This is a genomic window from Alcaligenes faecalis, from assembly GCF_041521385.1.
Classification (GTDB): Bacteria; Pseudomonadota; Gammaproteobacteria; order Burkholderiales; family Burkholderiaceae_B; genus Alcaligenes; species Alcaligenes faecalis_E.
On the sequence record NZ_CP168006.1, the window covers coordinates 1,796,795 to 1,813,099 of the forward strand.

The window sequence follows — 16,305 nt, forward strand, 5'->3', positions numbered from 1 at the left end:
TCGATCCTGCTTGTTTATTTTCATGTGTTCTATGAATCCCTTTGAATACGCTCGCCAGGCTCAAAACCGGCAACTTCGTCGCAAACAGCGCAGTCGTCCTGCAGCCAAAAAGGAAACACCACAACGCTCCCCCAGCCAAGCAAGAGGCGATCAGGCTGAACAACGGGCCTGCGACTATGTCACCGCCCACGGCGCCCGCGTTCTGGCTCGTCAACTGGGTACTCGCTTTGGGGAGATTGATCTGGTTCTGTGGCACCAGGATCATCTTGTCTTTCTGGAAGTGCGCCAGCGTAATCACAAGAGCTACGGAGGGGCGCTTGCCAGTGTAAACCGGGACAAGCAACGGCGCTTGATCCTGACGGCCCAACAATGGCTGCCGACTCTGCGCCAGCGTTATTTCCAGGGCAATCTGCCCGCCTGCCGTTTTGACGTCATTGCCATTGAAGGAGACACGCTGATCTGGATCCAGAATGCCTTCGAGCAAAGCTAAGCGACAGGACATGAGGCTGGCCTTCCTGCAAGGCTCCGAAAGACACAGCGCCTCACACAACAAACCGCCACTTCCTAATCCGGCTTGCTGACAGCATCTGGTTTCAATACCGTGGCGTTTTTTTCAACATGACACGATCTGCCTGCCCCACAGAGAAATTCTCCGTGCGATAATGCGCGCTATGGACCTTATCGCCTTAATGACTTCGCATTTCGACGATTCCGTCGATACTCTCAAAGCCAGCACACGCGAACTGGCCGAACCGTTGGCCGCCGCTGTCGAGCTGTTGTTTGCCACCCTGGCCAACGACGGCAAGATTCTGGCTTGCGGAAACGGCGGATCAGCAGCCGATGCTCAGCACTTTATTGCAGAGCTGGTGGGCCGCTTTGAGCGCGACCGTTTGCCCTTGGCTGGCATCGCCTTGAACACCGACACCTCCATCATGACGGCGGTGGGTAATGACTATGGCTTTGACAGCATCTTTGAACGTCAGGTCAGTGCCTTGGGACAAACTGGCGACATTCTGGTCGCCATCTCAACCAGCGGTAATTCGCCAAACGTCATCCGTGCCATTGAAGCAGCTCGTGAACGCGATATGGTCATTATTGCCTTGACCGGTAAAGGCGGTGGACAAATCGCTGAACTGCTCTCGGATACCGACATCCATCTGTGCGTTCCGCACGATCGAACCATGCGCATTCAGGAAGTACATATTGTTCTGTTGCACGCCATGTGCGATGGCATTGATGCGCTGCTGCTCGGAGATCCACTATGAAACATCGTTTGATTCTGGCCGCCTTGCTGGCCAGCACCACCCTGACCGGTTGCGGCCTGTTGGTAGTGGGTGGCGCTGCTGCCACTACCGCCGTTGTCGCTACCGACCGCCGTACCACAGGTGAGCAGGTCGAAGACAAAGCGATTGTCATGAAAGCGGGCGTAGAAACACGCCGCCTGCTGGAAAACAAGGAAGGCCGCATCAACACGACGTCTTACGCCGGCGTTGCCCTGCTGACCGGTGATGTCCCCACCCAGGCAGACAAGGAAGAAGCCGCCCGTCTGGTTTCCAAGGTCGATAAAGTGACACGTGTCGTCAACGAGCTACGTGTAGGCGAACCGACCCCGCTGAGCGTACGCTCGAACGACTCCTGGATCACTACCCGTGTCAGCACAGCATTGCTGAATGCCAAAGATGTGCCCAGTCGCACGATTTCCACCACCACCGAGCGTGGCGTCGTCTACCTGCTGGGCCGTGTCACACGCGAAGAAGGTGAGCGCGCTGCGATTGCCGCCTCCAGCGTGCCTGGCGTGAACAAAGTCGCCAAGCTCTTTGACTACATCAGTGCTGAAAGCCTGGCACAGCCTTTGAGCACCAATACGCAACCAAGCACTAACTCTGGCACAGCAGCCTCTGAAACGGCCCCTGCACCCGCCTCTTCTGTAGAAGTTATGCCTGTCCAATGAAAAAAGTCGTCATCATTGCCTTTGTAGTTGCCATCGCCGTAGGGTTGGGCGTCTGGACCATGTCCGGCAGCCACTCCAAGGCCAGCGCCCCCAATGTCGCCTTTACCGACTTGAATGGCAAGCACTTTGAAACCAAAGACTTGCAGGGCAAGGTCGTCCTCGTAAAATTCTGGGCCACAGACTGCACGACCTGCGTGGCACAAATGCCCGACAACATTGAGAACTTCAATGCTTTGTCCAGTAAAGGCTTTGATATTGTGGCTGTCGCCATGAAGCACGATCCCATCAATTATGTGCGTAACTTCACCCAATCCCGCCAACTGCCGTTCACGGTTGTCCATGACGACAAGGGCGAAATCGCCAAGGCTTTTGGGGACGTCCGTTTGACGCCCACAGCCTTTTTACTCGACAAACAGGGCCACATCATCAAACGCTACCTGGGCAACTACGACAAGCAGGAATTCATTGCCACCGTCGAAAAAGCCCTGGCCAGCAGCTAAAAGCCTGTTTCTGCCCCCAGCCACATAACCCCGGGTACCAGCAGTGGACCCGGGTTTTCTTCAAGTGAGCGCATCAATGAGCACCACAGATTCGCAGAATTACTCCTCGACCGTCAAAGCAGAAGTTTTGTCCGAGGCCCTGCCTTATATTCGTCGTTTCCACGGCAAGACCGTTGTCATCAAATACGGTGGCAATGCCATGACCGAAGAAGCGTTGCAGCGCAGCTTTGCCCATGACGTTGTCTTGCTCAAGCTGGTTGGCCTGAACCCCGTTGTGGTGCACGGTGGTGGCCCCCAGATCAATGACGCACTCAAGCGCGTGGGCAAAGAAGGCACTTTTATTCAGGGCATGCGTGTCACCGATGCAGAAACCATGGAAGTGGTGGAGTGGGTACTGGGTGGGCAGGTGCAGCAAGACATCGTGATGATGATCAATGAAGCCGGCGGCAAGGCTGTGGGTCTGACCGGAAAAGACGGCGGGATGATTCGCGTCACCAAGAAAATGCTGCCAGATGCCGAACATCCTGGTGAACTGCTGGATATTGGTTTTGTGGGTGATATCGAAAGCATCCAGCCTGAAGTGGTCAAAGCCTTGCAGAACGACCAGTTCATCCCCGTGATCTCTTCCATTGGCTACGGCGAGGACGGCCAAGCCTACAACATCAATGCTGACGTGGTGGCCGGCAAGATGGCTGAAGTACTGAGTGCCGAAAAACTGGTCATGCTGACCAACACCCCCGGTGTGCTGGACAAGGCGGGCCAACTGTTGCGCCGCCTGTCGGCCCAGACGATTGATGAGCTGTTTGCCGATGGCACAATCTCCGGCGGCATGCTCCCCAAGATATCTTCGGCCCTGGATGCGGCACGCAATGGCGTCAACTCCGTACATGTCATTGACGGCCGTGTCCCTCACTGCCTGTTGCTGGAAATTCTGACTGACCGTGGTGTTGGCACCATGATCAGCTCGCATTAATCCGTGCGCGCTCCTATCCGTGCCCATGCCTGGGCACGGCCTTTGTCAGCCTGCCAGCCAGATGAAACCATCTGGCTGTTTGATCTGGATAACACCCTGCACAATGCCTCCAAAGGCATTTTCCAGGCGATTGATGGACGCATGCGCATCGGCGTAGCGCAAACGCTGGGTGTAAATATGGACGAGGCCGACCGGCTACGTCTGGAGTACTGGAAGCGTTACGGCGCTACCATGATTGGTCTGCAACGCCATCATGGTGCGGACCCAGCAACATTCCTGAAACACGCACACGATTTTGATGTGCCGTCCCTGATCAGCGCCGAACCCGGTCTTGCCCATCAATTGCGTCGTTTACCTGGCTATAAGCTGCTGCTGACCAACGCACCGCTGGACTACGCACAACGTGTCTTAAAAGCCTTGAATCTGCTGCCTGTTTTTGACGGGCTATGGGCCATTGAGCATATGCAGCTACAAGGCCGCTATCGACCCAAGCCCTCACAGGCGCTGATGAAACAGGCTTTGGCCGTGCTGAAATCCCAGGCCCGTGACATCGTGTTGGTCGAAGATACGCTACGCAATCTGAAAAGTGCCCGCCAGCTAGGGATGCAAACCATCCATATCTATAACGCAGGCACCCCGTTCAGCGCCTTGTATCACGGACGCAGCCCATATGTTGACCACCGCATTAACCGCATCGCGCAACTGGTCAAGAACTGGCCACGTCCCTAGGGCGCCTTGGAACGCCAGTTGGTGCTCCCCTTGCTGGATCGTGACCCACTTCAATTCGCTTATGTCTGCACGGTTGCTGCGCCAGACATCATCCAGCACGGTGGCGCAAGTTGCCTATTCAGTGGGACTTTCGGATCTATCCTACTTCCACTGTCCGTTTCGACGGCGCTTTGACATCACGCCAGGCGATTTTTATAGTCATGACCTGGAGTCGTGAAGCAGCGATCAAAAACAGATCAAGTGTGATCGGCGTGTTCAGCCGCCGCTGAACCACATACCGGGCAAGCCGGGTCTTTGCGGAAACGCACGGTATGCCAATTCATATTGAAAGCATCCACGCTTAACAAACGGCCCACCAAGGGCTCTCCAAAGCCACCTAACAGCTTCAAGGCCTCCACTGCTTGCGCACTCCCCACCATACCCAACAAAGGTGACAGAACACCTGTAGTGGCGCAACGCAGTTCCTCGACATCATCCGCTTCAGGGAACAGACAGTGGTAGCAAGGAGCCTCGGGCTGACGCAAGTCATAGGTACTGACCTGGCCCGAAAAACGAATCGCCGCACCGGACACCAACGGTTTACGCAATGCCACGCAGGCACGGTTGATGGCATGGCGAGTGGCGAAGTTGTCGCAGCAATCGAGCACCAAGTCCACTTGCTGAACCCAATGCATCAAGCCCGCCTCGTCCAGACGTTGAACGACAGGCGTGACCCTCACTTCCGGATTGAGCTGCTCGATATGCAGCTTGGCAGATTCAACCTTGTCCCAGCCCAGACGATCGGTGGTGTGAGCAATCTGACGCTGCAGATTGCTCAGCTCCACCTGATCATCGTCCACCAGAATGATGGCGCCGACACCCGAGGCCGCCAGATAAGCCACCACGGGGGACCCCAGTCCCCCGGCTCCAACGACCAGGATGCGGGAAGCCAGAATCCGCTCCTGCGCTTCTACCCCGAATTCATCGAGCAGAATATGCCGCGCATAGCGCAGTAATTGCTGATCTTCCACGTCAAGAACCTGTTTTTACGGTTTTACCGGTTCGAGACCCTGGGGGGTGATTCGGAACCGCTCAACGCTGGGTTGCTGATTCAGGGGACTTTTTTTTTCTGGCGACTCGGACTCTACTTCCTTTTCGCGCTTGGCAGCAGCTTCCTTGGCCGCAGCTACTTTCGCTGGATCATTTTTGATCACAGGACGGCCAGCCAGATGATTCAGTGCTTGCTGCAACTGGAAGTCGTCATCCCCACCAAATTCAAACATTTTGAACTCTGGGCTCATGCCCAGATCAGACTGCTCAACTTCGGCGCTTTCGTCCACCTTGCTGTTGAGCAGGTGCCGCTTCAAGTCCACTTCACGCGGCAGACGGAACAAATTACCCTGAGCGGTATCATCCACCACCACATCTGGCTGTACGCCCGTTACCTGAATCGACGTTCCGTTAGGTGTGTAATAGAGGGCAGTCGTCAGTTTCAGGCCGGACTCCTCGGACAGAGGAACAACGCTTTGTACCGAGCCCTTGCCGAAAGTGCGATTACCAATAATGGTGGCGCGTTTGTGGTCTTGCAACGCCCCAGCCACAATTTCCGATGCAGAGGCCGAACCTACATTCACCAGAACCACAATAGGCACGTTCTTGAGCCAATCCAGTTTCTTCAGAACATCCGCGTCCGTATCTAGCTCGCCCAGCACAGACTGCATGGATTTAACGTAGTACTCGCGATTGGACGAAGGAATGCGACCCTTGGTCGACACCACCAGATCACCCGAGTCCAGGAAAGCGGAAGACACGCCAATGGCGCTTTCCAGCAAACCACCGGGGTCGTTACGCAGGTCGATCACCAAGCCTTTCGGTGCGCCTGGGCCCTTGTGGACTTCGGACAATTGCTTGATCAGATCCGCAGCGGTGCGTTCCTGGAACTGGGCAATGCGCACATAGGCTACGTCGTCAGCCAACATCTTGGAGCGCACGCTGCGCACCTTGATGATATCGCGCACCAGGGTGATTTCCAGTGGCTTGTCACGGCCAGCACGGCGTATCGTCAGCTTGATGGAGGTTTTAGGCTCACCACGCATCTGCTTGACAGCATCGTTCAGGCTCAAATCCTTGGTGGGTTTGCCATTGATGTGCGTAATGATGTCGCCCGCCAGAATACCGGCACGTGCGGCAGGCGTATCCTCAATAGGCGAGATGACTTTGGGCATCCCGTCCTCGCTGCCGATCTCAATGCCCAGGCCGCCAAAACCGCCTTGAGTCATGGCTTCCATTTCCTTGAAAGCGTCGGCATCCAGATAGGCCGAGTGTGGATCCAGATCGGTAAACAAGCCCTTGATCGCATTATTGACCAAGGCTTGATCCGTCAAGGGCTCTACATACGTGTTCTTGATGGCAGCGAACACATTGGCGAACTGCTGCAGTTCGCGCAAAGGCAATGGCTCGCCGCGTTGAGCGACCGCAGTAATGCCCAGGCTGATCAAAATACCGCCCACAGCACCTGCTGCCACTAGACCTATGCTGCCAATCCTTCGAGTGCTCATGCACATTCCCATTATTTTCAGATTCAAGACGGGGCCACCTCCCGGAGTTGACCCGACCATGCATTATAAGAGTAGCGTAAAGTGTCGACCAGCGTGAACCGGGCTGGAGTCGCTACCCGGCGCAACAAATGCGAGCAAAAGTAAACGCCAACAGCAAAAGCGGCTCAGGAACCCAGCCAAACCTGCGGATTAATGGGCTTGCCTTGATGGCGCAACTCAAAGTACAGGCCGGGTTCAACCTGTCCGCCGGTGGCTCCCACCCGCGCAACGGGTTCTCCACGCCCCACAATATCGCCGACTTGCTTAAGCGTGCTCTGGTTATAGGCATAGACGCTTAAGTAATCACGACCATGATCAATAATCAGCAGATTACCAAAACCAGTCATCCAGCTAGCAAAGACCACACGCCCTGGGGCCACCGCACGAACGGTGGTACCTGCCCGTGCGCGCAACACAACCCCACGCCAAATACCGCCATCAGGACGCTCGGCCCCGAACTTGCCTTGCATTTCGCCACGCACCGGATAGGGCAAGACACGTTTCAGACCCTGGAAACCCCCTTCTGGTTCCAAGGCAGGAGCAAAAGTCTGCTCAGCGGGCTCTTCAACGACCTGAACCTCGCGCACTTTTGGGGCGACCGGTTTGCTGATCGGTTCACTAGGCTCGGACGAGGCTTCCAGGCTATCTGACCATAGACGCTCGTTCGCGGTCGGCGGCGTATAGGTCAGTGGAGGCCGCGGAATCATGGCATCCGGCTGCGATGGCTCGGCCGGTTCCGGTTTGCTGCGTGGCAAGGCCGCAGGCAGAGGCGGTTGCGTGGCCCGAGCCCGCTCCAGCAACTCCCGTTCGCGCTCCAGACGCGCCTGTTCACGGGCAGTCTGCTCTTGCTGACGAGCCAGCTCGGCTTTGCGCGCTTCTTCAGCACGGCGAGCCGCTTCCCGTCGACGTTGCTCTTCAGCGCGGCGGGCCCGCTCAGCCTGTCGCGCAATTTCTATTTCCAGACCGGAAATCAAATCCCCCAGCCGTTTGTCATTACTTTGCAGATTGGCAGCCTGACTACGCTGACGTTCCAGTTCGGCGCTAATGTCAGCCACCACCTTGGCCCGCTTTTCTTTCTGTTCCTCTAGAGCCACCTTTTGGGCAGCGGCTTCTGTAGCCAGCTTTTCCTGCTCTTTTTCACTCGCGGCAACCTGGGCCTGCAAACGATCCAGCCGCTCTACGGTGCGACGTACCTGATGAACCTGCTCGGTCTGCTGACGCGAGACATAACCCAGGTAATGCAATTCGCGGTTGATGGCGTTGGGATCATCGCCCGACAACAAGGCCGACCAAGGCGATACGCCATTGGCATATTGCGCACGTAATTGCTCGACCAGCTCCTGCTGTCGTTGCTCTTTAATCGCTTGCTGTTCGCTGATTTGCTTTCCCAGTACGCCCAGTTGCTGGTGCAGTTGCTCTTGCCGCTGCTCGATCTGGGCCAGCGTGCGATCGATATCGGAAATAGCCTGCTCGGATTCGCGCAAGGCATTGGCAGCATCACGACGCGAGCTTTCGCGGGTGTCGATAGACTGACGCAGCGATTCAATTTTCTGGCGCAGCTCTGCCTGCTGCTTTTGAGCCTGGGCCTGGCGAGCAGCCAAGTCCGGGTCAGCCGCCAGGGCCGGTAAGGTCCAGGCTGCCAGCAACAGGCAGACGCTGTAGCGCCACATTATTTACTGCGCCTTGCCCTGATTGGCGACGGCTTGCATCTGAGCCGCAATCGCTTCCTGGTCACCCAGGTAGTAATGACGGATAGGACGCAGGTTTTCATCCAGCTCGTACACCAGAGGCTGGCCAGTAGGAATGTTCAGATGAACGATATCCTCGTCGGAGATGCCGTCCAGGTGCTTGATCAGCGCGCGCAGACTGTTGCCGTGAGCCGTCACCAAAACGCGACGACCGGCGCGAATAGCAGGAGCAATGGACTCTTCCCAGAAAGGAACGACGCGGGCCACGGTGTCTTGCAAACACTCGGTGCGCGGCAGCTCATCAGCGGGCACACGGGCGTAGCGGGCATCAAAACGCGGGTTGCGTGGATCGTCCTCAGCCACGGGATCGGGAGCGATCGCGTAGGCACGACGCCAGATCAAGACTTGGTCTTCTCCGTACTTTTGTGCGGTTTCGGCTTTATTTAAGCCTTGTAAAGCACCATAATGGCGTTCGTTCAGGCGCCAGCTCAAACCCACGGGGGTGTGCATGGCGTCCATCGAATCCAGGGCGATCCACAAGGTACGGATAGCGCGCTTGAGGACCGAAGCGAAAGCCAGGTCGAACTCAAAACCGTTTTCTTTAAGCAGTTCACCGGCCTGCTTTGCCTGTTGACGCCCGGTTTCGGTAAGATCGACATCGGTCCAGCCAGTAAACCGGTTCTCCAGGTTCCACTGGCTTTCGCCGTGCCGCATCAGTACAAGTTTATACATGGTAAAAACAGCCTCGAGGTTGAAAAATTGGCGCCACTCTATAATCGTGTGATCTTGCCCTTTTTTCTTGCTTTTCTTGGTAATCAACAGGATTTAACGTGGACTTCATCTTAAGTCAGAACAATCTTTTAATTTTAGCAATTGCGGTGCTTGCCGGCATTATGCTGTTAATACCCAGCTTTTTCAAAGGCCGTGCGGGACGCGCCGTTTCAAGCTCGGAAGCGGTACAAATGGTAAACCAGAAAGACGCCATTTTGATTGATCTGCGCAGCACCGATCAGTTCAAAGCCGGGGCAATTGCACAATCTCGCAACATTCCTGCGGCTGACCTTGACGCCAAGGCCAGCACGCTGCCCAAAGACAAGCCCGTCATTCTGGTGTGCGATACCGGTCGCAGCGCCCCGCGCAGCGTCGCCGTCCTGCGCAAGCACGGCATCAACGAAGCCTACACACTACAAGGCGGCATTCAAGGCTGGCTACAATCCAGCCTGCCCGTCAAAAAATCGTAAGCTCCCCCTTCTACGAGGCTCTCATGGCAAAAGTCACGATGTACTCCACAATGGTGTGCCCTTATTGTGTGCGCGCTGAAATGCTGCTCAAGCAACGCGGCGTCACTGAAATCACTAAAATCATGATTGATCGCGAACCCGAACAGCGCGCGCTCATGATGGAGCGCACCGGTCGGCGTACCGTTCCCCAAATCTACATTGGCGACACCCATGTAGGTGGCTACGATGATCTGGCCGCTTTGGACCGCGAAGGTGGCCTGCTGCCTCTGCTGGCTGCCTGATTTTTTTTCTAACAATTTTTTTATCCCATAGGATCCCCCATGGCCGACCAGAACACCCCAGCCGCTGAACAAGAAGCGCAACAACCCAGCTTCAGCCTGCAGCGCACCTACATCAAAGACCTGTCCATCGAAATGCCCAATGCGCCCCAGATCTTTCTGGAGCAAGAAGCCCCTTCCGTGGAAGTGTCCATCAATGTGGGTGGCCAACGCCTGGCTGACACCGTCTACGAAAGCACCGTCACCGCGACAGTGACCACGCGCATTGGCGACAAGGTCATGTACCTGGTGGAAGCCACCCAAGCCGGTATCTTCGAAGCGGCCAACATCCCTGAAGAACAGCTCGAGCCCCTGCTGGGCATTGTGTGCCCTACCATGCTGTACCCCTACTTGCGCGCTGCCGTGGCCGACGCCATCAACCGCACGTCCCTGCCTGCCCTGCACCTGACTGAAGTGAACTTCCAGTCCTTGTACGAGCAGCGCCTGGCGCAGCAACAAGGTGCTGACCAAGCTGACGGCCAGCCTTTGCAGGCCTGATGATGTCAAACGCGCACACTCCTGTTCGTGTCGCAGTTCTGGGCGCCGGCAGCTGGGGAACGGCACTGGCCGCCCTGGCCAGCACCCAGGCTCCCACGATGGTGTGGGCGCGCAAGGCAGCAACAGCACAAGCTATCGGGCAGGAGCATCGCAATCCTGCCTACCTGCCCGGTGTCGTGCTACCCGACTTGCTGCAGGCTAGCGACAGCCTGCAGCAAGTCATGGAGTTTGCCCTGGCGGATGACACCGGCCCTGCCCTGCTGATTCTGGGCGTGCCTGTACGTGGTCTGGCGCAAACCTGCGTGGATTTGGCGCAGTACCTGCCTGCCACACGCCGCCACCCCGTCTTGCTGGTCTGGACGTGTAAAGGTTTCCACCAGGAAAGTGGCTTGTTACCCCACCAGATTGTGCATGAAAGTCTGCCCGGCCATCCCTGGTTAGGTCGTGCGGTGCTCTCTGGCCCCTCATTCGCCCTGGAAGTCGCCAAAGGCCTGCCCGTTGCCCTGACACTGGCTTGCGAACCTGCTGATATGGCTGGCATTGCCCTGGAGGCCTTGCATGGCAAACAAGCGCGTCTTTACACCAGCACCGACATGATCGGCGTGGAAGTGGGCGGCGCTGTCAAAAACATCATGGCCATTGCCTGTGGCATTGCCGACGCGCTGGGCCTAGGCCACAACGCCCGTGCCGCCCTGATTACCCGAGGTCTGGCTGAAATGCAGCGCCTGGGTGTTGCGCTAGGCGGACAAGCAGAGACTTTCTCCGGCCTGGCCGGTCTGGGAGATCTGGTCCTGACGGCCACGGGCGAATTGTCCCGCAACCGGCAAGTGGGGCTAGCACTGGGCGCCGGTGAAAGCCTGGACAGCATTCTTGCTACCGGCATTACTGCCGAAGGGGTACGCTGCGCCCGCTCCGTTCTGGAAATGGGCCACGCACATCAGATTGACTTGCCGATTACGGCGGCAGTCTGCCAGATTCTGTTTGAACAACTGGCCCCACGCGAAGCCGTCCATGCCTTGCTCACCCGCGAGGCCAAACAAGAAGGCCACTGATTCCTGCCGTCTGCCGGTCTGGCACCTCCTCGGCGCCGTCAAACCAGCAGTCAACCGTCTTTTACTCAAAACCAAAACAATGTCATTGCTTGCTCGTTCTCGTGATCTTCTGATTCGCTCCGTTCTGGGGCTGGCCTGCACTGGTTTGCTGGCCCCCTCGGCTCAGGCCCAATCCAGTTGGCCCGAACGCCCGATTCAAATGGTGGTGCCCTTCCCTGCGGGTTCCTCGCCAGACGCCTTGGCCCGTGCCATTTCCGAACCGCTATCCCAGGCCCTGGGCCAAACAGTTATTGTGGACAACCGTCCAGGCGCCGGTGGCAATATTGGCACGCGCTTTGTCGCACATGCTAAACCCGACGGCTACACCCTGCTGCTGACCATCAATGGCCCCATGGTGACTGCCCCTACCCTATACAAGACCTCGCTGGGTTACGACCCGCTGAAAGACTTGCAGGCAATCTCCATGATTGGCACCAGCCCCAACGTACTGGTCGTTCCGGCAGACTCGCCCGCCAACACCGTGGAAGAATTCATCGCCTTGGCGAAGTCTCGTCCCGGCGAATTGAACTACGGCTCCGTTGGCCCAGGCAGCTCGGCCCATCTGGCCATGGCCATGCTGGAGCATGCGGTTGATATCAAGTTGGAACAGATCCCCTACTCAGGCTTTCCACAAATTCTGACCGCCATTATTGGGGGTGACATTGATGCCGCCTTCATGGTGCCCGGTATTGCCATGCCCCAGGTTGAAGCGGGCAAGGTAAAAGCCCTGGCCGTAACGTCCTTGCAACCCAGTGAATTGCTGCCAGGTCTGAACACGATGGCACAAACCGGTCTGGAGAACTTTGAGGCCATTTCCTGGGACGCTTTCTTTGTGCCCCACAACACCTCGGAGGATGTGGTCAAACGCCTGAATCAGGAAATCACCACTATCCTGCAGCGCGACGATATCAAGGCCAAGCTCAACGCCTTTTACTTCTCGTCCGAGCCATCAACGCCGCAAGAAATGACGGACAAGATCATTGCCGACAAAGCTCGTTGGGATGAGGTGATTGAACGTCTGAATCTGTCGCTGGAATAAAACCGGCAACTGGATTCCATCAAAAACGGCCCGGCAAACTGATTGTTTGCCGGGCCGTTTCTTTACTACTGTCTCAACTGCTGCTTTCACTTCTGCTGAAATTCTTGGTTTAGGTTTTACTTTGCCACAGACACTGCCTAAACCCGTCAACGCTACCGCATCACAATCACATCGCTCTTCGCAATCAAGCCATCAAGCTCCAATCCCGCGTGGGTTGCTGCGCCCGCCACAAGCGCGCATAGATTCCTTCTTGTGCCAGCAAATCCTCGTGCCGCCCTTGCTCGACCAAGCGTCCCTGATCCAGCACCAGAATATGATCGGCATGCCGTATATTGCGCAGGCGATGCGCAATCACCAGCACCGTGCGGCCTCTGGCCAGCTCCGTCATGGCACGCTGAATATCCGCCTCGGCTGAGGGGTCTACGCTGGCCGTCGCCTCATCCAGCAACAAGACAGGGGCATTCTTGAGCAAGGCCCGTGCTATCGACAATCGCTGGCGCTCGCCGCCAGACAAGGAACTGCCACCCTCATCCAGCACCGTGTCATAACCTTGCGGCAAGGCCATGATGAAACCATGGGCCTGCGCACGTTTGGCCGCCTCAACGACCTCTTCCGGGCTGGCATCCCGACGCCCCATCAGCAAGTTATCCATGACCGTGCCCGAAAACAGCACCACGTCCTGAAACACCAAGGCCACATGACGATGCAGCGCCTGCGTACCGATGTCGCGCACATCCACCCCACCCAGACGGATGGAGCCGGAGTCCACATCCCACAAACGTGCCATCAACTGCACCAAGGTACTTTTACCCGCCCCGCTAGGTCCCACCACAGCGGTCAAACCATGAGCCGGAATCACGCAAGACACCTGCTCCAGCGCCTGCTCTGCATCACTCTCATAAGCAAAGCAAACCTTGTCCAGAACCAGTTCATAACCTTGCGGTTCGCGTGGCTGATCCGGCTCCGGCAAGGCAGGCTCCTGCAACAAAGCCTCCACACGAGCCAAAGAATGCTGTGAAAAACGCAGCAACATGGCCGACAAGCCCACATCAAACAGTTGCCGATATACAGGCAGTGCCAGCACCAGAAAACTGACCAGTACAGCAGGCGATAAATTGCTCTGAGAAATCCGCCATGCCCCTACCAGCAGCAAGCTGGCGTAGCCCGTTTCCAAGGCCAAACCAAAGGCCACCAGACAAGGTGCCGGTTTAGCCTCCGTGGCGATCATGGCCTGATGCTGCTCATCCAGCACCATTCGCAAACGCTTGTATGCCTGGCCAAAACGTCCAAAACCGCGAATCACCGTCATACCCTGCACGTACTCCAGCAAGGAGGAGTGAGCATTCGCATTGGCCTGCAACAGACGGGCACTAGTGCGTGTCAGCACCCGTTGCGACCACAGCAAAGCCAGCAGAGCCAGCGGCAAACCGGCCAGCATCACCAAGGCCAGGCCCGCATCCAGCCAGAACAGAAAGGCCATCAAAAACACAGCCATGCTCAGACCGGCCAAAAACATGCCCAGAAAATGAGACCATAGACCCTCAATCAGCTCCAGATCCGAGGTCAATCTGGCTCCCAGATCCCCGGCCCGCTGACGCGCAAACCAGCCCATGGGCAAATGACGCAGATGATCCACAATACGTAAACGAGCCGAACCCATCATGGCGTACGCGCCGCTGAACACCAAAGGCGCGGCGATTCGCCCGGCCCAGATACGCAAGCAGACACTGGCCACCATGGCCAGGCCCAGCATCACAATGCTCTGACCTCCAAGCGTGCCACCTATAGCCTGACTCAAGAGGATGTACAAAAAGGGATAGAGCGCGGCCGCACACAGGCCCTCAAACACCATCCAGGCCAGCCCCTGATTCAGGCGAGCATCCTGCTTGCCCGACAACTCGAAGCCAGACCGTATCAACTTGGCAATCATGGCTGCTCCACCCGCCCTTCATTCAAGGACCACTGACGTGCTTGCTCGTGGTCATCCCAGAGTTTTTTGTAAACAGCACAGCTCTCCAACAGCTCGCTATGCGTGCCTTTACCAAGCAGGCGACCCGACTCCAGCACCACAATTTGATGAGCGTGCATGACCGTGCGCAAGCGATGGGCCACCATCAAGACGGTACGCCCCTGACACAAGGTCGCCAGAGCCTGCTGAATCAGGACTTCGTTTTGCATATCCACACTGGCCGTGGCCTCGTCCAGCAAGAGAATCGGTGCGTTCTTGAGCAAGGCCCGAGCAATCGACAAACGCTGTCTTTCCCCACCCGATAAACGTATACCTCGATCCCCCAAAGGCGTGTCGTAGCCTTGCGGCAGAGCGCAGATAAAATCATGCGCACAAGCGGCACGCGTGGCGGCTTCGATTTGCTGATCACTGGCTTGCGGACACGCTAGCAACAGGTTCTCACGCACCGTTCCATACAGCAGAAATACGTCCTGCAAAACGCTGGCCTGCTGCGCCATCAGGGTATCCAAAGGCCAATCACGGACATCCACTGCCCCAATGCTCACGGAGCCGGTTTCACACTCATACAAACGCCCTACCAGACGCAGCAAGGTGCTTTTGCCCGAACCGCTGGCGCCCACCACCGCCGTTACCTGCCCGGCTTTTGCAGTGAAGCTGATCTCCTCCAGAGCCAGCCGTTCTCCATAGCGATGCGCAACGTTCTTGAACTCGATATCCAGCGGCCCTTCAGGAACAGCGGCTGTGGCCTGCTGCTCCAGCACCGGAGCCGCGACGACGGCCGCAATACGTGCCAAGGCCTCAGCACGCTGGACCTGTTCGCCCAAGGCGAACGTCAGGCGCAGCAAGGGCGTAAACACGGCAGGAGCCACCAGCAGAAACAGGACCCAGGTTGCCAGATCCAGACTGCCCTGCTGATAGAGCCAGGCACCCAAGGGCGCGACCATCACCAGATTGGCCGTCAACAAACCCACAAACAACACCCAGCCCTGAGAAACCTGTTTCGCATAGCTGACAACCAGATCCACGGCAGCATTCACTGCCTTGGTCAAACCCGCGAAGGATTGCATCTCCAGCCCAAAGCTTTTCACCACATGAATGCCACGCACATATTCGCCCACCTGATTGGTGATACCTTGCTGCATGTCATGCCAGGTGCGCATACGCTCGGTACTGCCGCGCATGAACCACCACTGCGCCAGCATGGCCAATGGCAAGGGAGCGAAGGCCGCCAAGGCCAGACGCCAGTCCGCGACAAACAACAGCGCCAATGCCACCAAAGGCACGGCAACTGCCGCCACGGTGTCGGGCAACATATGAGCAAAAAAACCTTCCAGCGTGCTGACATCGTCAGTCAAGGTACGCCTCAAACTACCGGAATGACGGCCAGAAAAGAACGACAGCGGCACTTGGCCCAATCGACTCACCATCGCCAACCTGAGCCTGCGCTGAATCGCGAAAGCACCCATATGCGCCAGGACATGGCTGACTGCCATCAAGGCCCAGCGCAAGGCCAACACCCCAAAGACCCAGGCAACCAGCCCCCCTACAAAACCCATATCGGGCTGGTCACGCAATAGCTCTGCCACACCCACATAGATCAGCCAAAACGGTAGAAGGCTCAAGGCGGCCGAGGCAATGGCCACCCCCATCGCCCAGCCCAAATAAGCCGGAGCCAGGCGCAGCAGGCTGAAAAAACCTAAACGGTTTGGAAGTTCTTTCTTCATCGCGCTGTC

18 protein-coding genes are annotated in these 16,305 nt (G+C 57.1%); 12 read left to right on the forward strand and 6 right to left on the reverse strand.

The features are described 5' to 3' along the window. Positions 1-31 precede the first annotated feature (31 nt). The 7 genes from ACDI13_RS08090 (at position 32) to ACDI13_RS08120 (ending at position 4,370) form a co-directional block, all read left to right on the forward strand. Positions 32-490 (forward strand): YraN family protein, encoded by a 459-nt coding sequence (locus ACDI13_RS08090; RefSeq protein WP_316989630.1) that lies wholly within the window; start codon positions 32-34, stop codon positions 488-490. Between the two features lie 181 nt (positions 491-671). Continuing rightward, positions 672-1,265: a phosphoheptose isomerase gene (locus ACDI13_RS08095; protein ID WP_162496917.1), complete on the forward strand. Its 594-nt coding sequence runs from the start codon at positions 672-674 to the stop codon at positions 1,263-1,265. After that, positions 1,262-1,951 carry a BON domain-containing protein gene (locus ACDI13_RS08100; RefSeq protein ID WP_316989629.1) on the forward strand — a complete coding sequence of 230 codons (690 nt, stop codon included), beginning with the start codon at positions 1,262-1,264 and terminating at the stop codon, positions 1,949-1,951. The genes ACDI13_RS08095 and ACDI13_RS08100 overlap by 4 nt, the downstream gene beginning before the upstream one ends. After that, on the forward strand, positions 1,948-2,451 hold the full coding sequence (locus tag ACDI13_RS08105) for a TlpA disulfide reductase family protein (RefSeq protein WP_316989628.1): 504 nt from the start codon (positions 1,948-1,950) through the stop codon (positions 2,449-2,451). Before ACDI13_RS08100 ends, ACDI13_RS08105 begins: the two co-directional genes overlap by 4 nt. 76 nt (positions 2,452-2,527) lie before the next feature. Continuing rightward, positions 2,528-3,424, forward strand: coding sequence for an acetylglutamate kinase (argB, locus tag ACDI13_RS08110; protein ID WP_316989627.1), 897 nt, complete (start codon positions 2,528-2,530; stop codon positions 3,422-3,424). A 3-nt stretch (positions 3,425-3,427) separates the two neighbouring features. Next, on the forward strand, positions 3,428-4,153 hold the full coding sequence (locus ACDI13_RS08115; RefSeq protein WP_316989626.1) for a pyrimidine 5'-nucleotidase: 726 nt from the start codon (positions 3,428-3,430) through the stop codon (positions 4,151-4,153). 61 nt (positions 4,154-4,214) lie between these two features. Continuing rightward, entirely contained in the window at positions 4,215-4,370 is a 156-nt protein-coding gene (locus ACDI13_RS08120) for an AraC family transcriptional regulator (RefSeq protein ID WP_372373009.1), read from the forward strand. A 19-nt stretch (positions 4,371-4,389) separates the two neighbouring features. Here ACDI13_RS08120 and ACDI13_RS08125 read toward each other — a convergent pair whose 3' ends face one another. The 4 genes from ACDI13_RS08125 to gpmA all read right to left on the reverse strand — a co-directional run bounded on the left by ACDI13_RS08125 (position 4,390) and on the right by gpmA (position 9,149). Next, positions 4,390-5,163 carry a HesA/MoeB/ThiF family protein gene (locus ACDI13_RS08125; protein ID WP_316989625.1) on the reverse strand — a complete coding sequence of 258 codons (774 nt, stop codon included), beginning with the start codon at positions 5,161-5,163 and terminating at the stop codon, positions 4,390-4,392. A gap of 15 nt (positions 5,164-5,178) precedes the next feature. Then, complete coding sequence (locus tag ACDI13_RS08130) at positions 5,179-6,690, reverse strand: S41 family peptidase (protein WP_316989624.1); 1,512 nt, start codon at positions 6,688-6,690, stop codon at positions 5,179-5,181. 164 nt (positions 6,691-6,854) lie between these two features. After that, on the reverse strand, positions 6,855-8,399 hold the full coding sequence (locus ACDI13_RS08135) for a peptidoglycan DD-metalloendopeptidase family protein (RefSeq protein ID WP_316989623.1): 1,545 nt from the start codon (positions 8,397-8,399) through the stop codon (positions 6,855-6,857). 3 nt (positions 8,400-8,402) lie between these two features. Next, complete coding sequence (gene gpmA, locus ACDI13_RS08140) at positions 8,403-9,149, reverse strand: 2,3-diphosphoglycerate-dependent phosphoglycerate mutase (RefSeq protein ID WP_316989622.1); 747 nt, start codon at positions 9,147-9,149, stop codon at positions 8,403-8,405. 161 nt (positions 9,150-9,310) lie between these two features. On the opposite strand from gpmA, the gene ACDI13_RS08145 reads away from it, so the two are divergent. The 5 genes from ACDI13_RS08145 (at position 9,311) to ACDI13_RS08165 (ending at position 12,603) form a co-directional block, all read left to right on the forward strand. Further along, the gene (locus tag ACDI13_RS08145) at positions 9,311-9,658 is read left to right on the forward strand and encodes a rhodanese-like domain-containing protein (RefSeq protein ID WP_258866265.1); all 348 of its coding nucleotides are present in this window, start codon (positions 9,311-9,313) and stop codon (positions 9,656-9,658) included. Between the two features lie 23 nt (positions 9,659-9,681). After that, the gene (grxC, locus tag ACDI13_RS08150; RefSeq protein WP_316988269.1) at positions 9,682-9,939 is read left to right on the forward strand and encodes a glutaredoxin 3; all 258 of its coding nucleotides are present in this window, start codon (positions 9,682-9,684) and stop codon (positions 9,937-9,939) included. A 39-nt stretch (positions 9,940-9,978) separates the two neighbouring features. Beyond that, the gene (gene secB, locus ACDI13_RS08155; RefSeq protein ID WP_026483747.1) at positions 9,979-10,473 is read left to right on the forward strand and encodes a protein-export chaperone SecB; all 495 of its coding nucleotides are present in this window, start codon (positions 9,979-9,981) and stop codon (positions 10,471-10,473) included. Continuing rightward, positions 10,473-11,525, forward strand: a complete 1,053-nt coding sequence (locus ACDI13_RS08160; RefSeq protein ID WP_372373012.1) for an NAD(P)H-dependent glycerol-3-phosphate dehydrogenase — start codon at positions 10,473-10,475, stop codon at positions 11,523-11,525. The genes secB and ACDI13_RS08160 overlap by 1 nt, the downstream gene beginning before the upstream one ends. A 79-nt stretch (positions 11,526-11,604) precedes the next feature. Next, a complete protein-coding gene (locus ACDI13_RS08165; RefSeq protein ID WP_316988270.1) occupies positions 11,605-12,603 on the forward strand; it encodes a tripartite tricarboxylate transporter substrate binding protein in 999 nt (332 codons plus the stop codon). Between the two features lie 184 nt (positions 12,604-12,787). Here the strand turns inward: ACDI13_RS08165 and ACDI13_RS08170 are convergent, their stop codons facing one another. Continuing rightward, entirely contained in the window at positions 12,788-14,533 is a 1,746-nt protein-coding gene (locus ACDI13_RS08170; protein ID WP_316988271.1) for an ABC transporter ATP-binding protein, read from the reverse strand. Continuing rightward, positions 14,530-16,296 carry an ABC transporter ATP-binding protein gene (locus ACDI13_RS08175; protein WP_316988272.1) on the reverse strand — a complete coding sequence of 589 codons (1,767 nt, stop codon included), beginning with the start codon at positions 16,294-16,296 and terminating at the stop codon, positions 14,530-14,532. Before ACDI13_RS08175 ends, ACDI13_RS08170 begins: the two co-directional genes overlap by 4 nt. Positions 16,297-16,305: the final 9 nt, after the last annotated feature.

What these genes read in the sequence shown, in the direction of transcription:
- ACDI13_RS08090 (WP_316989630.1), top strand. Translation starts at nt 32, where the DNA reads ATGAATCCCTTTGAATACGCTCGCCAGGCTCAAAACCGGCAACTTCGT.
- ACDI13_RS08095 (WP_162496917.1), top strand. Translation starts at nt 672, where the DNA reads ATGGACCTTATCGCCTTAATGACTTCGCATTTCGACGATTCCGTCGAT.
- ACDI13_RS08100 (WP_316989629.1), top strand. Translation starts at nt 1,262, where the DNA reads ATGAAACATCGTTTGATTCTGGCCGCCTTGCTGGCCAGCACCACCCTG.
- ACDI13_RS08105 (WP_316989628.1), top strand. Translation starts at nt 1,948, where the DNA reads ATGAAAAAAGTCGTCATCATTGCCTTTGTAGTTGCCATCGCCGTAGGG.
- argB (WP_316989627.1), top strand. Translation starts at nt 2,528, where the DNA reads ATGAGCACCACAGATTCGCAGAATTACTCCTCGACCGTCAAAGCAGAA.
- ACDI13_RS08120 (WP_372373009.1), top strand. Translation starts at nt 4,215, where the DNA reads ATGTCTGCACGGTTGCTGCGCCAGACATCATCCAGCACGGTGGCGCAA.
- ACDI13_RS08130 (WP_316989624.1), bottom strand. Translation starts at nt 6,690, where the DNA reads ATGAGCACTCGAAGGATTGGCAGCATAGGTCTAGTGGCAGCAGGTGCT.
- ACDI13_RS08135 (WP_316989623.1), bottom strand. Translation starts at nt 8,399, where the DNA reads ATGTGGCGCTACAGCGTCTGCCTGTTGCTGGCAGCCTGGACCTTACCG.
- gpmA (WP_316989622.1), bottom strand. Translation starts at nt 9,149, where the DNA reads ATGTATAAACTTGTACTGATGCGGCACGGCGAAAGCCAGTGGAACCTG.
- ACDI13_RS08145 (WP_258866265.1), top strand. Translation starts at nt 9,311, where the DNA reads ATGCTGTTAATACCCAGCTTTTTCAAAGGCCGTGCGGGACGCGCCGTT.
- grxC (WP_316988269.1), top strand. Translation starts at nt 9,682, where the DNA reads ATGGCAAAAGTCACGATGTACTCCACAATGGTGTGCCCTTATTGTGTG.
- secB (WP_026483747.1), top strand. Translation starts at nt 9,979, where the DNA reads ATGGCCGACCAGAACACCCCAGCCGCTGAACAAGAAGCGCAACAACCC.
- ACDI13_RS08160 (WP_372373012.1), top strand. Translation starts at nt 10,473, where the DNA reads ATGATGTCAAACGCGCACACTCCTGTTCGTGTCGCAGTTCTGGGCGCC.
- ACDI13_RS08165 (WP_316988270.1), top strand. Translation starts at nt 11,605, where the DNA reads ATGTCATTGCTTGCTCGTTCTCGTGATCTTCTGATTCGCTCCGTTCTG.
- ACDI13_RS08170 (WP_316988271.1), bottom strand. Translation starts at nt 14,533, where the DNA reads ATGATTGCCAAGTTGATACGGTCTGGCTTCGAGTTGTCGGGCAAGCAG.
- ACDI13_RS08175 (WP_316988272.1), bottom strand. Translation starts at nt 16,296, where the DNA reads ATGAAGAAAGAACTTCCAAACCGTTTAGGTTTTTTCAGCCTGCTGCGC.